Source organism: Vibrio kyushuensis (assembly GCF_050337325.1).
In the GTDB taxonomy this organism is placed as follows: domain Bacteria; phylum Pseudomonadota; class Gammaproteobacteria; order Enterobacterales; family Vibrionaceae; genus Vibrio; species Vibrio kyushuensis.
On the sequence record NZ_JAKJSV010000007.1, the window covers coordinates 191005 to 206711 of the forward strand.

Sequence of the window (15707 nt, forward strand, 5' to 3'; positions counted from 1 at the left end):
TGTAATTGAGTTGTTTAGAGCACAGGGAACGAGAGGAGGGTGTGCCAGATGAATAAAAGCTTATAGGTAAGATGCAGATAAAGAATAGATATTTTATTATTTTCAAAGGAATGACCCATTAAGCCATAAACATATGTAGCTGAAACCGTAAACTTAATTAATTACAATTCTTTATAGATTTTCAGCGCTTCATCTAAGTCCGGGTAATACGTTAACTCACCTTTATGTAAAATAATCGCACTATCACAGAATTCTTTAACTTCTTTAATATCATGGCTCACCATAATCACACTAGCAGATTGACTTTTTTCTAGCAGTGCTTGTTTCGCTTTCTTACGAAATTTCTGATCACCAACAGACGTAGCTTCATCAATGAGGTACACATCAAAGTCGATCGCTATGCAGCAACCGAATGCCAAACGAGAACGCATACCACTAGAGTAACCTTGAACGGGTAAATCGTACTTAACGCCCAATTCAGCAAATTGCTTGACCTTCTCTTCGTATTCATCCAAGTCAGCGACACCATTAACCCTACCTATAAATCGAGTATTTTCTCGCCCTGACATCTGAGGATGAATACCCGTCGCTAGCGCTACTGGCCAAGAGATAGACTGATCCGTAATAACGCGGCCGGAGTTTGGGTACTCACTTCCAGCAATGATACGAAAAAGTGTCGATTTACCAGCGCCATTTGACCCTAGAATCGCGATATTTCTATCTTTAGGGAACGTAAAATCAAGATCTTGAAATATATACTGATTCCCGAGTTTAGAAGGGTAATATTTAGTCAAGTTTTGTAGCGTGATCATATTGCTTTTACTGCCTCTGATAAACCAATCATGAATCGAGTTTTAACTATAAAGAACATCGCCAATATCTTTCGTCATTGCTTGCATAATCTTACGCCTAGAATATTTATAGCTAAACTCTTCTCTTTTTGTGATACCTAAAGACAACGCTTTGAAGTTCTGAACACAATCATCAACATCATTTGGCCTAAAGGTAATAGCATTAGGAATATTTTGCTCGATGAACTCTTTTGTGTACCCATTGACGCCACACAACATAGGTAGGCCCGTTGCCGCATATTCAAACACTTTTGAAGGAATAACTCGTGTTAGGCATTCGCAATCATCAAGGTGTAAGAACAAAATATCCGCTTGTTGATAATATTGAATAAGCTCATTTCTAGAAACAGGTCGATGCAGCGTTACATTCTGAATATTGCGTTCGCTCAATATTATTTCTAATTGTTTAGCATTTCGCCCGTCACCTACAACTGTAATATTGATACTCAAACCCTCAATTGAAGCTAGTTTAGGGATGATTTTTTCAAGTGATTGAGCTCGTCCAATATTTCCTGCATAAAGAATATTAATAGACTGGCAATAACGCGGCCTATCAGGTAACTGCGTAAAGTTCTCATCTATTCCATTAGTAAAGCTTCGAAGGCGCTCATCGCTGACATATTTACCGACATGAGCTAAAAAACCATCCGAGACAATATTGAGACGATCAACATCTTTAAATGTATAGAATTCTATTTTCTTAAAAACTGGAAGAAAAACGGCACCAAAAAAGCGAGGGAACATATCTTTGATGTTATCGACAAACAAGTCTCGAATATCAAGATAAAGCTTAGCTGACTTCTTGTTCGCCAAAAATCGAGCTAACGTTGCTGTCGCTAATTTAGCACTCGTACCGAACACAAGATCATAATCTCTACTTTTAACATGAGCTTTTGCTTTTGCCGCAAAGTAAGAAAACGAGAGCATTTCGCTCACAAAGCCAACACCTGTATAAATAAATGGAACCTCTACCCTGTATATATTCACATTAGGGTATGGACTGCCATCAGCACAACTTGGACAATATGAGACATAGCGAGATGGAAACGTCGTCACCAAATCAATTTCTACATCAGGGTAGGCTTCAGATAAATGCTTGACGAGCGCTTCAGTTCTAAACGAGCAGGCAGACAAATCAGGCGTGTAATGAAAACTCAGTATGAGCAGGCGTTTAGGATTCACTTACCCTCCAGAATCGATTGATATAACTCAACTAATTTGTACTCTTGCTCTTCCCAACATAGTTTTCCTCTATATTCCAAAGTATTAGACCTGTATAGAGCTCGCTTTTCAGGGTGATCAATAAGGTCATTAAGTTCAACAGCCAGTGCTTGCTCTGTTTGCTCGGTGATTAATTGTCCAATTTGATAACCATTGACGACTTTTCTTATTTCGGGAAAATCAGTCGCTATTACAGGTAGCCCAGCAAGTGCATATTCAAATAGTTTGTTTGAGTCTGTAGTGTAATGGTTCATACAGGTGTTTTCGATAGGTTGAACACCAATATCAGCCGAAGCCGTAAAAAGTGGTAGCTCTGCCAAAGAAACCGTAGAAATAAAATGGACTTGATTCTCTAGCTTCAGTAATTTCACTAGTTCATGTAACTCACCAGTTAAGCGCCCACCACCAATCAAGACAAAATAAGCATTATCAACCAATGCCGCTGAACGAATGAATGTGTCTAACCCTCGACCACTTTGCAGCCCCCCCTGATACAGAATAATAGGCCAATCATTTTCAAGAGATAAATAACTGTGCAAATAATCTGTCTTTTGTGTAGGTACACTTCTCCTAGGTCGATTCTGCAATACGATTGGACGAGCAATACCGTAAGCGCGGGCAAGGTACTTGGCCCTCATATCTGTTGTGGTAATGGTGCCTGATGCCCTTGGCATTAACTTTTTTTCGACCCACCCCACTACCTTGCGAAAAGCTTGGTATCCTTCTCTACTCGTACTAATCTCATGAGCATCGTAAACTAAAGGAACTCGGCAGATCTTAGCCGCTAACCAAGCAGTAGGAAGAACGTTAACGTCATGGGCATGAATAACATCAGGCTTACTCTTCACCAATTCTTTACAAAGGGATAAATGAGTCCAACTGCGAGCGATCAATCTAAGTAACTGCCTATGGGTTGATAAGGACTTCACTTTAACTGTTGTTGTCGAACTACTCTCAACAGTTTCGTTTCGTTTCCTTAACTTCCAAAACGGGCTACGAGGCACGCGTTTAACATTCACACCGCACTCAAGTGCCTCTTGTTGCTTATTCTTTCCTGGGGTATATAACGCATGAACGCAGACTTGATAGCCTGCGTTGTGTAGGGTTTGCGCTTCTTTTAGGACTCGAGCATCATTTAGAAACTCGTTCCAGACCAACATGGCGATTTTCACAATTATAATCCAAATAGACCGTCAATATAGAACTTGATAGCATCGTTTATCGGTTACTTCACTGCACTGCCAAATGCTAACCTTTCAATGTATTAAGCATATTCTATACATCGGCACTTATCCAAAATACGCTTAAGTATACCTACATCATATTAAAACTTAATCTGAGTATGATGAGCTTTCATTAAACTGCGTAGGTATGAGTTTTAATAGAGTTTGCAATGCTCAATAAAACAGATACTAGTTCTCTTGGCTCTCCGGAGTGAGAATTCGGTCCTTCATATGTTAAGGCCAGTACATGCGAATTCAACTCCTCTAGGCCTGACTGTTCAATAGATAAATTTTTTCGTACGTTTATCAAAGGAACATTCAGTTTTGAAAAGTAATGGAGAAATTGACCGTTATAATAATCTAGGTCATTTATATTTTGTACTAGTAATACTCGGCAACTAATCTCACTCGAGTTTTTTGGCACTTGGAATCTATCTAAGTAGTATTTCCTTAGTTCATCTGGCTCCTGCCTATCAAATGAAACCTTGCAAAAATTACGAAACATTACTTTATTACTAGTAAATACATCTAATCTTGGGTTTATCGATATCGCTAATGCTTTCCTTGATACTTTCCTTGCAATTTGAATTGCAGCAAAGCCTCCTGCAGAAGAACCATATGTAGTTACATTGCCTAGATCAACATTTAAAACATTTGATAACTTTATGACTAGACCAGCTATTATGGATGTTAGATCAAACGAAGAACAACCTATGTACCAACCAGCCCTGACACCATCGATCAAGTTTTTTTCATTGATTACAGGATCTGCTATAGCTATTACAACCCCAGGAAAATCAGACTCCCATGATATTCTATTAAAAAGAGGGGTAGGAGCACCAATTGGAGCCGCACCACTAAGTAGGACAAATAGTTTTCTTTCCTGATGTAAACTCAATCCATTTAACGATATATAGCAGGGTATTTTATATTTCCCAGATAAAACATTGAACCTTGTAATTGAACTACCAAGTTCATCCTTATGAATAAACAAATCGTCCAAGCTAATATCAATAGTATTCCCAAGAAAAGATACTGTATTTGACCTATATGACTTTGTGCTTCCAGTATCATCCCTAACAAATGCCATAGCATAATACATTCCAGTTTTCGATATATTAAATATGACTGAGGAATTACTAGAGTACCAAATAGTATCAATCTTTTCCTTATTTCTATAAAGATAGAATGCGTATTTACCAGATGGTACACCTGCCACATTTACTTTAATAGAAACAGAATCTTCATCTTTTATTAGAGTAATTGTTGATTTCAATTTAGGACCACTTTCTTATCTACAAAATTATGTTCAATCGTTACCACCAAACTGCCAGTTTTAATATAAAACTTGACTGAAATAGGATCATTTTCAATGTCAAAACAATCTAACTCAAAGTTTACAATTGACTTCTTACTGTACATCCTTTTACATTTCGCAACTCCATCAACGAGTAAATAAAATGCAAAAACCACATCTTTACAAGACTGCTCCTTAGGTAAGGATACGCTACAAGTCATAGTATTATCATTAACTTCAACATTACATATCAGATTTTTTTTAAATTCATCAAAAATATTTTCGCTTCTATTTGTTAAACTGTTCAACGCACCCACATCATCAATGATTTTTTCTGATTCGATAATACCTCCGGTAGTGATAATACTATCTAAAACTGAATAAATAAGCTCTTTATTGGGAGGAATATGCCCCTTCCCCCAACTACATTTTATATACAATAACTCCGGAGTGATAGTTTTTCGAACTGTATTATCTATCTTAGAGTATGCTCCAGAAATAAATGGGACTGCATGATTGTTTAAGTGTACATAATCTGAATCGTTAACCAAGTACACAACTTTAGGCTTAACACTAGTACTCCCATATATTTCAGATAGATTAGGCTCTACATTCCAACGTTCAAACAACGACTTATTATTACAGTCATCAATATCAATATCCATGGAAAAGGCAACTTTGAAGTACCTTGAAACAGATTTCTTGTGATATTGGAGCAGATCAGTCTGAGGTCCAAAAACAAAGCATTTATTTATTTGTTTGCACCTTGCCCCAAAATTAAGAGCTGCAAACCCACCGGCAGAACCACCTACTGCAATAAATTCAGTTCTGTAATAATTAGAAATAACCTCAATTACTATTTCTATTGTACTAATTACATCAAAGTCCAATAAATTATTATACCACCCCGTAGCTATTTCTTCGCTTTTTCTCATTACAGGATCTGCAATCATCACACAGAGACTGTCAGAGCTTTTTGCATAATTATATCCATTGAAGTATGGTTCATTGATGCTAGTTCTTTTTGTTATCGCAGAAGTAAAAAACAGCACTGCATCTTGGTTGCATTCTTGAGACTCACCGTTAGAAATAAGTATTTCAAGAGGATTATCATTTACATATATAGAGTGAAGTCCACTACCTCCATTAAACTTAAATTTAAAGTCATCAATTGAGTAGTAGTGATATGTAAATCCGTATTTTTTATTACTCACTCTAAATTCATTATTATTACTTCCCAATAATTCCGATTGACTTATTGGCTCTAAGGTATTGAATACTGACTCACTATTATTAATAGGGAAGTATAATTTACGAGACTGAACATTGCTACTCATGCGTTCTGATAATATCAATAACTTTTGTGAAAGCTCATTATAATATCTATCAACATAATGAAACGGACTCAAGCCCCACCTATGTAATCTCGATGCAATGTTATTATTATCACTCACAGATAAGAACTGCTCTTCTTTGAGGTCGTAAGATATCCTTTTATATATTTTATTTAAGTAAAGGTTAGTTTCCCTTATATATTCAAAAGTAAATTTATCGGAAAACTCCCTCCCCCCTAAAGCATCAAAATTAGTGACTTTTTCATTTGACTTCGACGAAATAAATCCGCTTACACTAGAACATACTTCAGAAATAAAACCTTTCGCACTTTTCGTCTCATCATGGCTTAAATCATTTAAATTTGAGAGGTTATCATCTATTTCATATGTCCATTGCAGCTTATTAACTACTATCTTATTTCTAACACCTATAGAATCGACCAGATCTATAAATTTAACCCAACCCTCTTCCCATAGTTCATACATTTCATCAGTAAAAGGTTGAATAATTCTTCCATTATTATCCTTATGGTTAAACCCTCCACTTCTAAGTTCAGTACTTAACGTACACCTACTACCATCATCAAACATAAACAATGGATGCCTTTCCATATTGAAATCCAATAAAATAATATCAAACTCAGAGTTGACGATGTTAAACTCTAGTAACTTTCCTAGATCACTCTCTACCATTCTCCGTTGAAAGTTAGAGCTTATATTTTCACTCCACTTATCAATAACTTTTTCAGTACAAAATGAACTAGCATAAGAACTTCTTGCATAATACCCTGATATTTCATATTTCGACTCATCCATGTAATTAAAAATATCACGACTAACACAACCACCGTAAATAAAAACTTTCATTTCTAATCCTTATCTACAGCTTCAACGGACATTGTTTCAATTAGAGTAATCTCTTCGGTGGTAATAACTTTATTAGAAGTTTTATTTAATACTCGTTGCGATGAAAGTTTTGACATACTTATAAATTCTTCTTTATTTTCATATAGTGATTTCAAGGCACTGACTAGACCTAAATAGCAATTTTCATTACTCAGGTAACCGATTTTATCATCTACAAATTCTGGAATGGCTGCTACCGCATTAGTCACAGGTACTAGTCCAGACGACATAGCCTCATCTCTAGACACACCTTGTGTGTCCATACGACTAGGGCATAAGAAAACACCATACTCCTTATGCAATTCTGCTATCTCATTATGGTTTAAGAATCGCTTTTCAATAATTACGTTATCAAATTGGCTCAGTGGCTCTAACGTAGAATCAAATAGTGGACCATCTCCAACCAATCTAAATTCAAGCTCGTTAAAGAATTGTTCTTTGCTTAGTTCCAAGATCGCCTTCACCGAGAGATCATTAGCATAAACCTTTGAAGCGTATGGGCGAATAGACAAAACTTTCTTTCGTTGCTCTACAGGTTTAGCAATATAGTTAAACTTATCGGTATTAATAGGGTTAGATATAATACTGTACTTATCTTTAGGCAACTTTAGGTTTAAGTCTTCTTCTACACAGGTCGCTAGATATTGAGATACGAATACCATATGCAGATTTCTTGGCATATCCTCTAAAAGAGTTTGCCAAAAACTATCTCTTTTTTCGCCGATTTCTTTCGCTCTTTGTGTTTCAATTTCAGTTTCATACAAGAACTCTCTACGTCGATACGACTGAATATCAGAACCATGACACCATACAATCACTTTTGTGTCATGAATGTGGTGTTTTAATACTTCCCACATTTTTGCGTCTAGAAAGTGCACCATAATGGTTTTGTATTTATGGTTACTTAATTGAGACTCTAAAACTTCACGCCCTCCAGTAACCACATCTATGTCTTCAAACTCGTGATAAGAGACATTGAGATCAGGCTTAAACCTAAATACATCACACTTTAATCCATGTTCCTTATAGGCTTTAACTCGGCTATGAACGAATCCATTTTTATATAGGTCGTCATAACTTGCGTAGTTATTCGTCAACAACAGGTAGTCGCTACAAGCCACTTTTTCTGGAACTTGAACAGGCTTTGCTTCCAAGTATAGATTACTGATCTCAGCTATACCCGATGCATAAACTCGAAGCCCAGGACGAATATAATGAGTCCCTTCAGGTATGGTAATTTCACTATTTTTATTAGCCGGGAATATCGTATGAGATAAGCGCTCTTTATTAGCATCTAAGAAGAGCAACACTACCTGTAAATTCAGACCCGGTGTTGTTTCTAAATGCATAACAGCTTTACTACCGTTTGCATTTATATCTTTGAGTTTAAAATCACTATTGGAATACCAATACTCATGTTTTCCATCAGGGATTTGAGAGGATACCTGCAACTTATCATTACGTAGCTGAGCTACACACTGGCTTCCTTTAATAGGTTTAATTAGTGATAACATCTGCTCAGGGGAGATGGCTTTAAGAGAGCTAATATCTTCCTCTGAAGGCTTCATAGCCTCAGCCTGAGTTTGCAAATCTAGTAATGAAGCCCCTTTATTAATACAGGCAATATTGTTAAATTCAGCTAGACTTTCACACTCCCCTCTACCGTCCATACAGTAATTAAAACTATCAATACCAAATTGCGAGGAGTTGTGCTTCCATGTATATAACGTCGATATAAACTCACGCAATGTTTGTTTTTCTAATAGAGTGCTATCGACTATCGCATGTCTTAACGTTAAACCGCTAGTTTCATTATATTCTGCGTTTGGATAACTAACATGAAGCCCATTATCCCATCGGTAAAACGCTTTTTTACCAATTATGCTATGGTTGGTATAACGTGTGGCTAATGCTAAATCAGTTAAGTAATTCTCCCCATAAAAGTCTTCAACAACCATTACACCTAACCAGCAGTCTTCTTCCTCGACTAACTCTAACAGGCAAGACTTACTCGCCTCTTCTGCTGTTAGTACGCTTATCCGTTGATTTTCAATTACATTATCTTGCAGTGTAAAGCCTGATAAGATGACCGAAATTGTCTTATACATATAAGTTTGAGCTTCAAATGACTCAAGGATAGCGTCTAGTTCCTCTTGAGATTTCACATAAGATATAATTTTAATATTAGGCAACAATGTGAGCTTTTCACTGTTAGAAAGCTTGCTGTAAATATAGTTAATTCTATCTTGGTAGGTATGCTCTGACATCACCTTACGTAAGGCTTCAAGCCTAAACTGCTTAAGCTGAAGTTCACTACCAGTAAACTCTTCTAGGCGGCGTACAATTTCCGAGCCAGAGTCACTTGTAAACACCAGATCACCAAACAACAACCTTAGGCCATGAGAAAAGTTACTCACTGTTATGGTATTTGATGCTAATAGCTCATAAGCTCGTCTCGCGAACATTGATTGTGATTGCTTTATAGAGTTCAAATTGATTGCGTAATTATATCCTTTATACGCTTTATCAATTTCTTCATAAGCTAATGTTCCAACTATGTATGGATCAAATTCTTTAGGGAACATGTAATTAGGATCATCTTTCCCAAAGTTTCTGTCGTATATTTCAATATCTTTAAATTCAGGCAGATTAATCACAAAATTATTAAGATCTTTAGTACGCTCTGGATATTTTACGTAGTATGCACCCGCAAAACATAGCTTATCCTTCCTTTGATATTTTTCTACTGGATTATTAACTGTTGGTTGAGCGGCAAAAGGTAAAAAGAAGACATTATTGTGCCCTAATGATTTTTTATATCTACTTACGCAATCAATGTCTGTTGTGAATATATGGTCAAATAGTTTTGCAGTATTTAAAAAAGTTTCAAAGTGTATTGGATCTTCTTTGTTCCAAAACAGTGTGGGAATTTTATTTTTATTGCACCAATCTACGATACCAACAAGCTCTTGCGAAGTATGTCCAACTTTACTTCCCCAAAGATCATTTTTTCCTCGCCAAGCGGATTCAATAAACAAGAAATCAGGCTCAAATTCACTAATTTCAATTAGCCAATTTTCTGGAGTTAACTGGAATAACGTTGCTTCAGGGTCATAAGAAGAAAATGTGAATTGATCCATTACTGTGGCAACTTTTAACTTTTTAAGCTTTGTTGCTTTAGTCACTTTCGGAAGTTGAAGTAATTTTTCACGATAAATCTTTAATTCAGAGTCATGATCTTCACTTCTAATCAAAGGCAACTCTGAAACAACTGTTTGCCCGTGAGTTTTCAGAGATTTTTTTCGTTCTAATGCAATAGATCCAATTGATACTAATCGCCCTGGAAGCTGATAAAACCCTTTCCAACTTTTCAACGACTGTACCAATGCATTACCTAACTTATATGACAGGTGATCTTTTACTTTCATCAACTTGTCGCGCTCTATAGAAAGCTCTCGATGAAGCTTTTCGATCTCCATATTCTTATCTGAGACTTCAATTCTTATTTTTAAGTTATCTCTCTTGCATTCATTATTGATAAGTTCAATAGATTTGACTTTAGTGTTAGCAACATTAAATTTTGCACTTGTATCATCAAAATTTTTCTTCAACGCATCTAATTTTTCATTGTCTTCAAGGTTATTACAACCTGTAGAGTCCACTAAAGTCTTTAGTTCAGCGTTAGTCTTGGTAACATCTCTGTATTTTAGTCTAGCTTCTCTTAGCTTTTCAGTTGTTTCTTCAAGCTGCTCCTTTAGAGATCTTAACTCTTCATTCACAACTTCCTGAGAGCTATTATTATTCTCAGGTGTTGCGGATATTTTCTCTTCTACTACTTTTCTTAGCATTAATTCCAATGAGTCTACTGATATAGTTTCAGTGTTTTTTATTTTCTTCAATTTTTTCTTTTCAATTCTAGTCGTACTGTTTTTCATAATTTTTAATATCATTAGACCTTGAATGGCCGCTATATAGTAAAATATAAATAAAGCTATAAAGAGTAAGTTACGGTAGATACAATTAGTCGCGATACCTTTAAAAGATATCGCGACTACTTTAAATGTCTTGCCTATACTCTCAGGTATTATGCGTTCACTGCATCTATAGTTCCTAGGGGGTAGCTTCCCCCAACAAACTCTTTATGCTTAACCAAAACAGCCACTATATCTGCATTCGCTTTAGCCGTTTCTAAGTCAACTAATTGAACATTTTCCAAAGCGCTAAACTCTTTTGGTAATGTTTCAATATTTGGCTCAACAGCCAGAATGTTATAACCCTTCTTGGCTAGCATTTTGGTGATATCAAGTGCAGGACTTTCACGCAAATCATCAATATCAGGTTTAAAGGCTAAGCCTAAACAAGCGATCGTCGGTTTTTCAATGTGTGATACCGCTGCTTCTATTTTGTCGATAACCCAAAGTGGCTTGCCATCGTTTGTTTTACGCGCTTGGTGGATTAGCTTAGCTTCTTCTGGGTTCTGGTTCACAATGAACCAAGGGTCGACTGCGATACAGTGACCGCCTACGCCAGCGCCAGGCTGAAGAATATTGACACGTGGGTGAAGGTTCGCAAGTTCAATCAGTTCCCATACATCGATGCCTTGTTTATCACAAATCATCGAAAGTTCATTGGCAAACGCAATTTGCACATCACGGCTGGCATTTTCTGTTAGCTTCGCCATTTCTGCAGTACGAGCTGTCGTAGCAATACAGTTCCCTTTATGAACAAACAGATTGTATACCGCTGTTGCAGCGTCAGTACTCGCTTGATCCATACCACCAATGACACGGTCATTTTCAACTAGCTCGCGAATTACATGGCCCGGCAGTACACGTTCAGGGCAATGAGCAACTAGAACATCCGCAATTTCGCCTTCAGCAACGGTTTGAGGAAAACTTAAGTCAGGGCGAGCTTCTTGTAACCATGCTGCCATTTTTTCCGTTGCGCCGACTGGAGAAGTAGACTCTAGAACAACTAAGTTGCCTTTTTCCAGTTGAGGGGCCAACGATTTTGAAGCTGCTTCAATATATTTTAAGTCAGGCTCGTAATCTTCACCTTTAAATGGCGTTGGAACCGCCATAAGAAACGCGTCAGCTTTCTGAGGCGCAGTGTGAGCAGATAGATAACCTTCTTTAACCGCCGTGTTAACTAACTCTTCAAGGCCCGGCTCTACTATGTGGATTTTACCTTGGTTGATGGTGTCTACAGCATTTTGATTTACATCTACACCAACAACACGAATGTTGTTACTCGCAATAACCGCTGCAGTAGGCAGGCCAATATAGCCTAAGCCAATAACTGAAATAGTTTCAAATTTCATGATAATCTCTGAGATTTTTTAATAGGAAAATATAATTAATTAGGCTACGTGCAACGACTGATCGATAAAGAGCGACATTGAAATATCGTTCCCAAGTACAGCTTGCAGAATACGCTTTGAAGTATGCCCATCACCGTATGGGTTGTTAGCATGGCTCATCATTGAGTAAGCGATGTTGTTATCTAATAGATTCACTACTTCACTGTAGATAGATTCATCACAAGTACCTACCAGTTTGACTGTTCCCGCTTTTACTGCTGCTGGGCGTTCTGTTGTATCGCGCATGCAAAGTACTGGTTTGGCAAGTGATGGGGCTTCCTCTTGAATACCACCTGAATCTGTTAAAATTAGATAGCATCGCTTCATTAAGTAAACAAATGGTAGATAGTCTTGCGGATCGATCAGGTGAACATTATCTAAATCACTTAAGTGGCGTTTAACTGGCTCTTGAACATTCGGGTTTAAATGCACAGGGTAAACAATCTGCACGTCATCACGTTGGGCAAGCTTACTAAGTGCCTTACAAATACGTTCAAATCCGTCACCATGGTTTTCACGGCGGTGGCCTGTAACCAAAATCAGCTTTTTATTTTCATCAATAAAATCAAATTTCGCTTTAAATTTCGCTTGTAAAACCATGCTACTATCAATGCGATCTGAAACTTCAATTAAAGCATCAATAACTGAATTGCCCGTAATAAAAATGGTTTCAGGGGCAATATTCTCAAGAATCAGATTTTTTAACGAACCTGTTGTTGGTGTGTAGTGCTGATCAGCAATACTGCCCGTTAAACGTCGCATGCCTTCTTCTGGCCAGGGTGAATAAATATCACCAGTACGTAAACCAGCTTCAACATGACCGACTGCAACTTGGTGATAATAAGCCGAAAGTGTCGCTGCAAAAGAAGTGGCTGTATCTCCGTGAACCATAATTCGATCTGGTTTGAAATCTTCAAATACTGGTTTAAGACCATCTAGAATAGCAGTAGTTACATCCGTTAAGTCCTGCCCTTTCTTCATGATGTTTAAATCATATTCAGGTTTAATATCAAAAAGATCGAGTACTTGGTCAAGCATTTCACGGTGTTGACCAGTTACACACACGCGAACATCTACTTCATTAGATTTTTGAAACTCTTCAACAATTGGAGCCATTTTAATGGCTTCCGGACGTGTACCAAAAACAACTAGAACCTTTTGCATATTGCCTCCTGAACGATTGTTACTCATTTTATGGGTATAACAAAGACTTACCACCTTGCTTAAGCCAAGGCGATAAAACATTAAATTTGTATATTCTTATAAAGTACTAATTCAAATTTACTTAAGCTCTCTAATGACTAAGTAAATGATCCGTCCAATGGCAAACGTGATTGCAGAGAGGAGTATAAAAAGGCTCACGTTATAAAATACTTTGGGATATTGATTTTCTTCCGGCATCGTTGCGCTTTCGACAACAACTAGATACTTCAGTTGTCGGTAAGCTTCGATTCTTGATTTTTCAAGTGACACTTGAGACGAAGTGTACGCTTGTAGAGCCAGCTCCATTTTGATTTTTAGGTCCGTGAAATTAGCTAAAATTTCACTAACGGGAATATCAATACCGTTCTCTTCTGAAAGCTTACTTCTCTCTCGTTTAAGCTGAGTTTTTAAAGCACTTAATTCATTTTTCACACGAACAACTTGAGGCGCAATTGGACTCATAATGTTGTTGAGCCCTTTTAACTCAGCTTCTTTTGCTGTGATTTGGCCTTCGAGGGTATAAGTAATTTGCTGCATTGCTAACCCCTCAGCCATAGGGTCTAATAGATTGTATCGTTGTTGAAATTGCAGCAGTTTCTTTTGCGCTGATTCGAGTTTGTCTTCTACAATTTGATGTTCGTTTTTAATGAATTCTAACTGAGCTTCTGCTAATTGATGACCAATCGAGTTTATGAACCATTCAGCACGATCAACAATCGTTTGAGTTAATAAATGCGCGACTTCTGATTCAAAAGCCTGACTATAGATATGTACAACCTGAGATTTATTGTCGATGTAAACCTCAAGGTGCTTTTGATAAAACTCTAAGAATTTTTCTTTGCTCTCGTCTTCAGCCATACCACTAAAAAAATCTATTGATCCTTGGCTATAGTGCCCACGTAAATCGAGTTTCGTGTCCAAGTATTGAAGCATGTCATTTGAATAGATATATGCTTTAACTAGTTCTGTATCTGACACACCAGTATTGCTAACTCCAAGGCCTGTTAATAAGGCCATTGAAGCATCCATTGTTGCCATGCCATCAGGCTGCTGAACAATGACTTGGGCCTGGCTCTGGTATCGCTCACTAGCCCAAAAAACTTGGTAGGCAGTAAATAATAAACTTGGAAGAACGACTAACGCGACAAACGGAGATTTCACTAATAAAGCTATTGTCGCTTGCTGACTGATGACCTCAACTGATCGCTTAGCAAATAACCTAGGGGAGCGAATAAAAAAACGAATCAACTTTGGCGTTTTTTCGGCCGCTCTCATGATTACGTTTTTTGAACTTATTGGTGTAGGAAGAGCATTAGACTTCTTATCTATAGTTCGTAATTGATTCTTTGAGCTAGCATCTCTTAATGCTTTTACTTGCTTGAGTATCTGCGTTGAAAGCTCAGGATCTGCCGCTTCAACTTGCTCTGCTTTTGCAACAAGAAAATCAATATTATTGAGTTCTTCTTTAGAAAGAGATTTCTTAAAATCTGTATATTTTTGTTCAATCATAATAAAGATAAAGAACTAGCGACTAATCGCTTGTTTCCAACTAATTTGGTAACACGCCAACGAAAAAAACAAGGCAATTAAAGTGCACAGGCTCAAATAAAAGCTACTTACACCGGCATCACCATAATGCGGGTAAGCAGCAAACCGAGTTAGTTCAACAGCATGCAATAAAGGATTCCAAGTAAGATATGGCCAAAACTCCCTGGGAATATCTTGTAAACTGAAAAATATCCCTGAGATGAAAAATATCGGTCGCATAACTAACGTTCGTAATTTATCAATTTCAGGAACGAAGCAACTTGATAATGCAAACAGCAAACCAATACATGTAGCTAGTAGGCCTACTTGGAAAAAGTTAAGAATGAGCTTTAGTGGGTCATACACCATAACCTCATAATTTAGGTAGTAGCTGATCACTCCAATAATGAGCAGAACAAACAATTTTGATAGAATTTCAAAGGCTGAAATAGCAATTACGGAACTAATTGGCTGAACCTGCCTAAAAGCGTACAGCGGTTTGTTCTTTTTAATTGCACTTGAGACTGAACCTACTACGCCAAGAAACAACTGAACAAGCAATAACCCGTAAACCATAAAGAAGAAGGTTGGGACTCCATGAGTCTCACCGCCATCCATTAACCCACGAATAAAAGCTAACATGAAGATAAAAGCAAGAGGTGATATCACTGACCAAGCAATACCAAACTTGTCATTAAATTTGCTCTTTATCTCTCTTAGGAAGATGGCGAATATGACATCTCCCCAAACTTGCAGGTTCGAGCGCTGAATTACTTTTGCCATAAT

10 protein-coding genes are annotated in these 15707 nt (G+C 37.2%); all 10 read right to left on the minus strand.

Annotated features, from left to right (window positions below; all coding sequences use genetic code 11):
* Positions 1–161: 161 nt before the first annotated feature.
* Positions 162–812, minus strand: coding sequence for an ABC transporter ATP-binding protein (locus tag L4D20_RS16645; protein WP_428802710.1), 651 nt, complete (start codon positions 810–812; stop codon positions 162–164).
* Positions 813–854: 42 nt separating this feature from the next.
* Complete coding sequence (locus L4D20_RS16650) at positions 855–2033, minus strand: glycosyltransferase family 4 protein (protein ID WP_428802711.1); 1179 nt, start codon at positions 2031–2033, stop codon at positions 855–857.
* Positions 2030–3244, minus strand: a complete 1215-nt coding sequence (locus L4D20_RS16655) for a glycosyltransferase family 4 protein (protein WP_428802712.1) — start codon at positions 3242–3244, stop codon at positions 2030–2032. Before L4D20_RS16655 ends, L4D20_RS16650 begins: the two co-directional genes overlap by 4 nt.
* Before the next feature lie 184 nt (positions 3245–3428).
* Positions 3429–4571 carry a hypothetical protein gene (locus L4D20_RS16660; protein ID WP_428802713.1) on the minus strand — a complete coding sequence of 381 codons (1143 nt, stop codon included), beginning with the start codon at positions 4569–4571 and terminating at the stop codon, positions 3429–3431.
* Entirely contained in the window at positions 4568–6793 is a 2226-nt protein-coding gene (locus L4D20_RS16665) for a DUF6270 domain-containing protein (RefSeq protein ID WP_428802714.1), read from the minus strand. Before L4D20_RS16665 ends, L4D20_RS16660 begins: the two co-directional genes overlap by 4 nt.
* A gap of 2 nt (positions 6794–6795) precedes the next feature.
* A complete protein-coding gene (locus tag L4D20_RS16670) occupies positions 6796–10767 on the minus strand; it encodes a glycosyltransferase family protein (protein ID WP_428802715.1) in 3972 nt (1323 codons plus the stop codon).
* 149 nt (positions 10768–10916) lie between these two features.
* On the minus strand, positions 10917–12152 hold the full coding sequence (gene wecC, locus L4D20_RS16675) for a UDP-N-acetyl-D-mannosamine dehydrogenase (RefSeq protein ID WP_428802716.1): 1236 nt from the start codon (positions 12150–12152) through the stop codon (positions 10917–10919).
* Between the two features lie 39 nt (positions 12153–12191).
* Positions 12192–13355, minus strand: a complete 1164-nt coding sequence (gene wecB, locus L4D20_RS16680) for a non-hydrolyzing UDP-N-acetylglucosamine 2-epimerase (protein WP_428802717.1) — start codon at positions 13353–13355, stop codon at positions 12192–12194.
* A 117-nt stretch (positions 13356–13472) separates the two neighbouring features.
* On the minus strand, positions 13473–14903 hold the full coding sequence (locus L4D20_RS16685; protein WP_428802718.1) for a KpsE/RkpR family capsule polysaccharide export protein: 1431 nt from the start codon (positions 14901–14903) through the stop codon (positions 13473–13475).
* Between the two features lie 15 nt (positions 14904–14918).
* The gene (locus L4D20_RS16690) at positions 14919–15704 is read right to left on the minus strand and encodes an ABC transporter permease (RefSeq protein ID WP_428802719.1); all 786 of its coding nucleotides are present in this window, start codon (positions 15702–15704) and stop codon (positions 14919–14921) included.
* Positions 15705–15707: the final 3 nt, after the last annotated feature.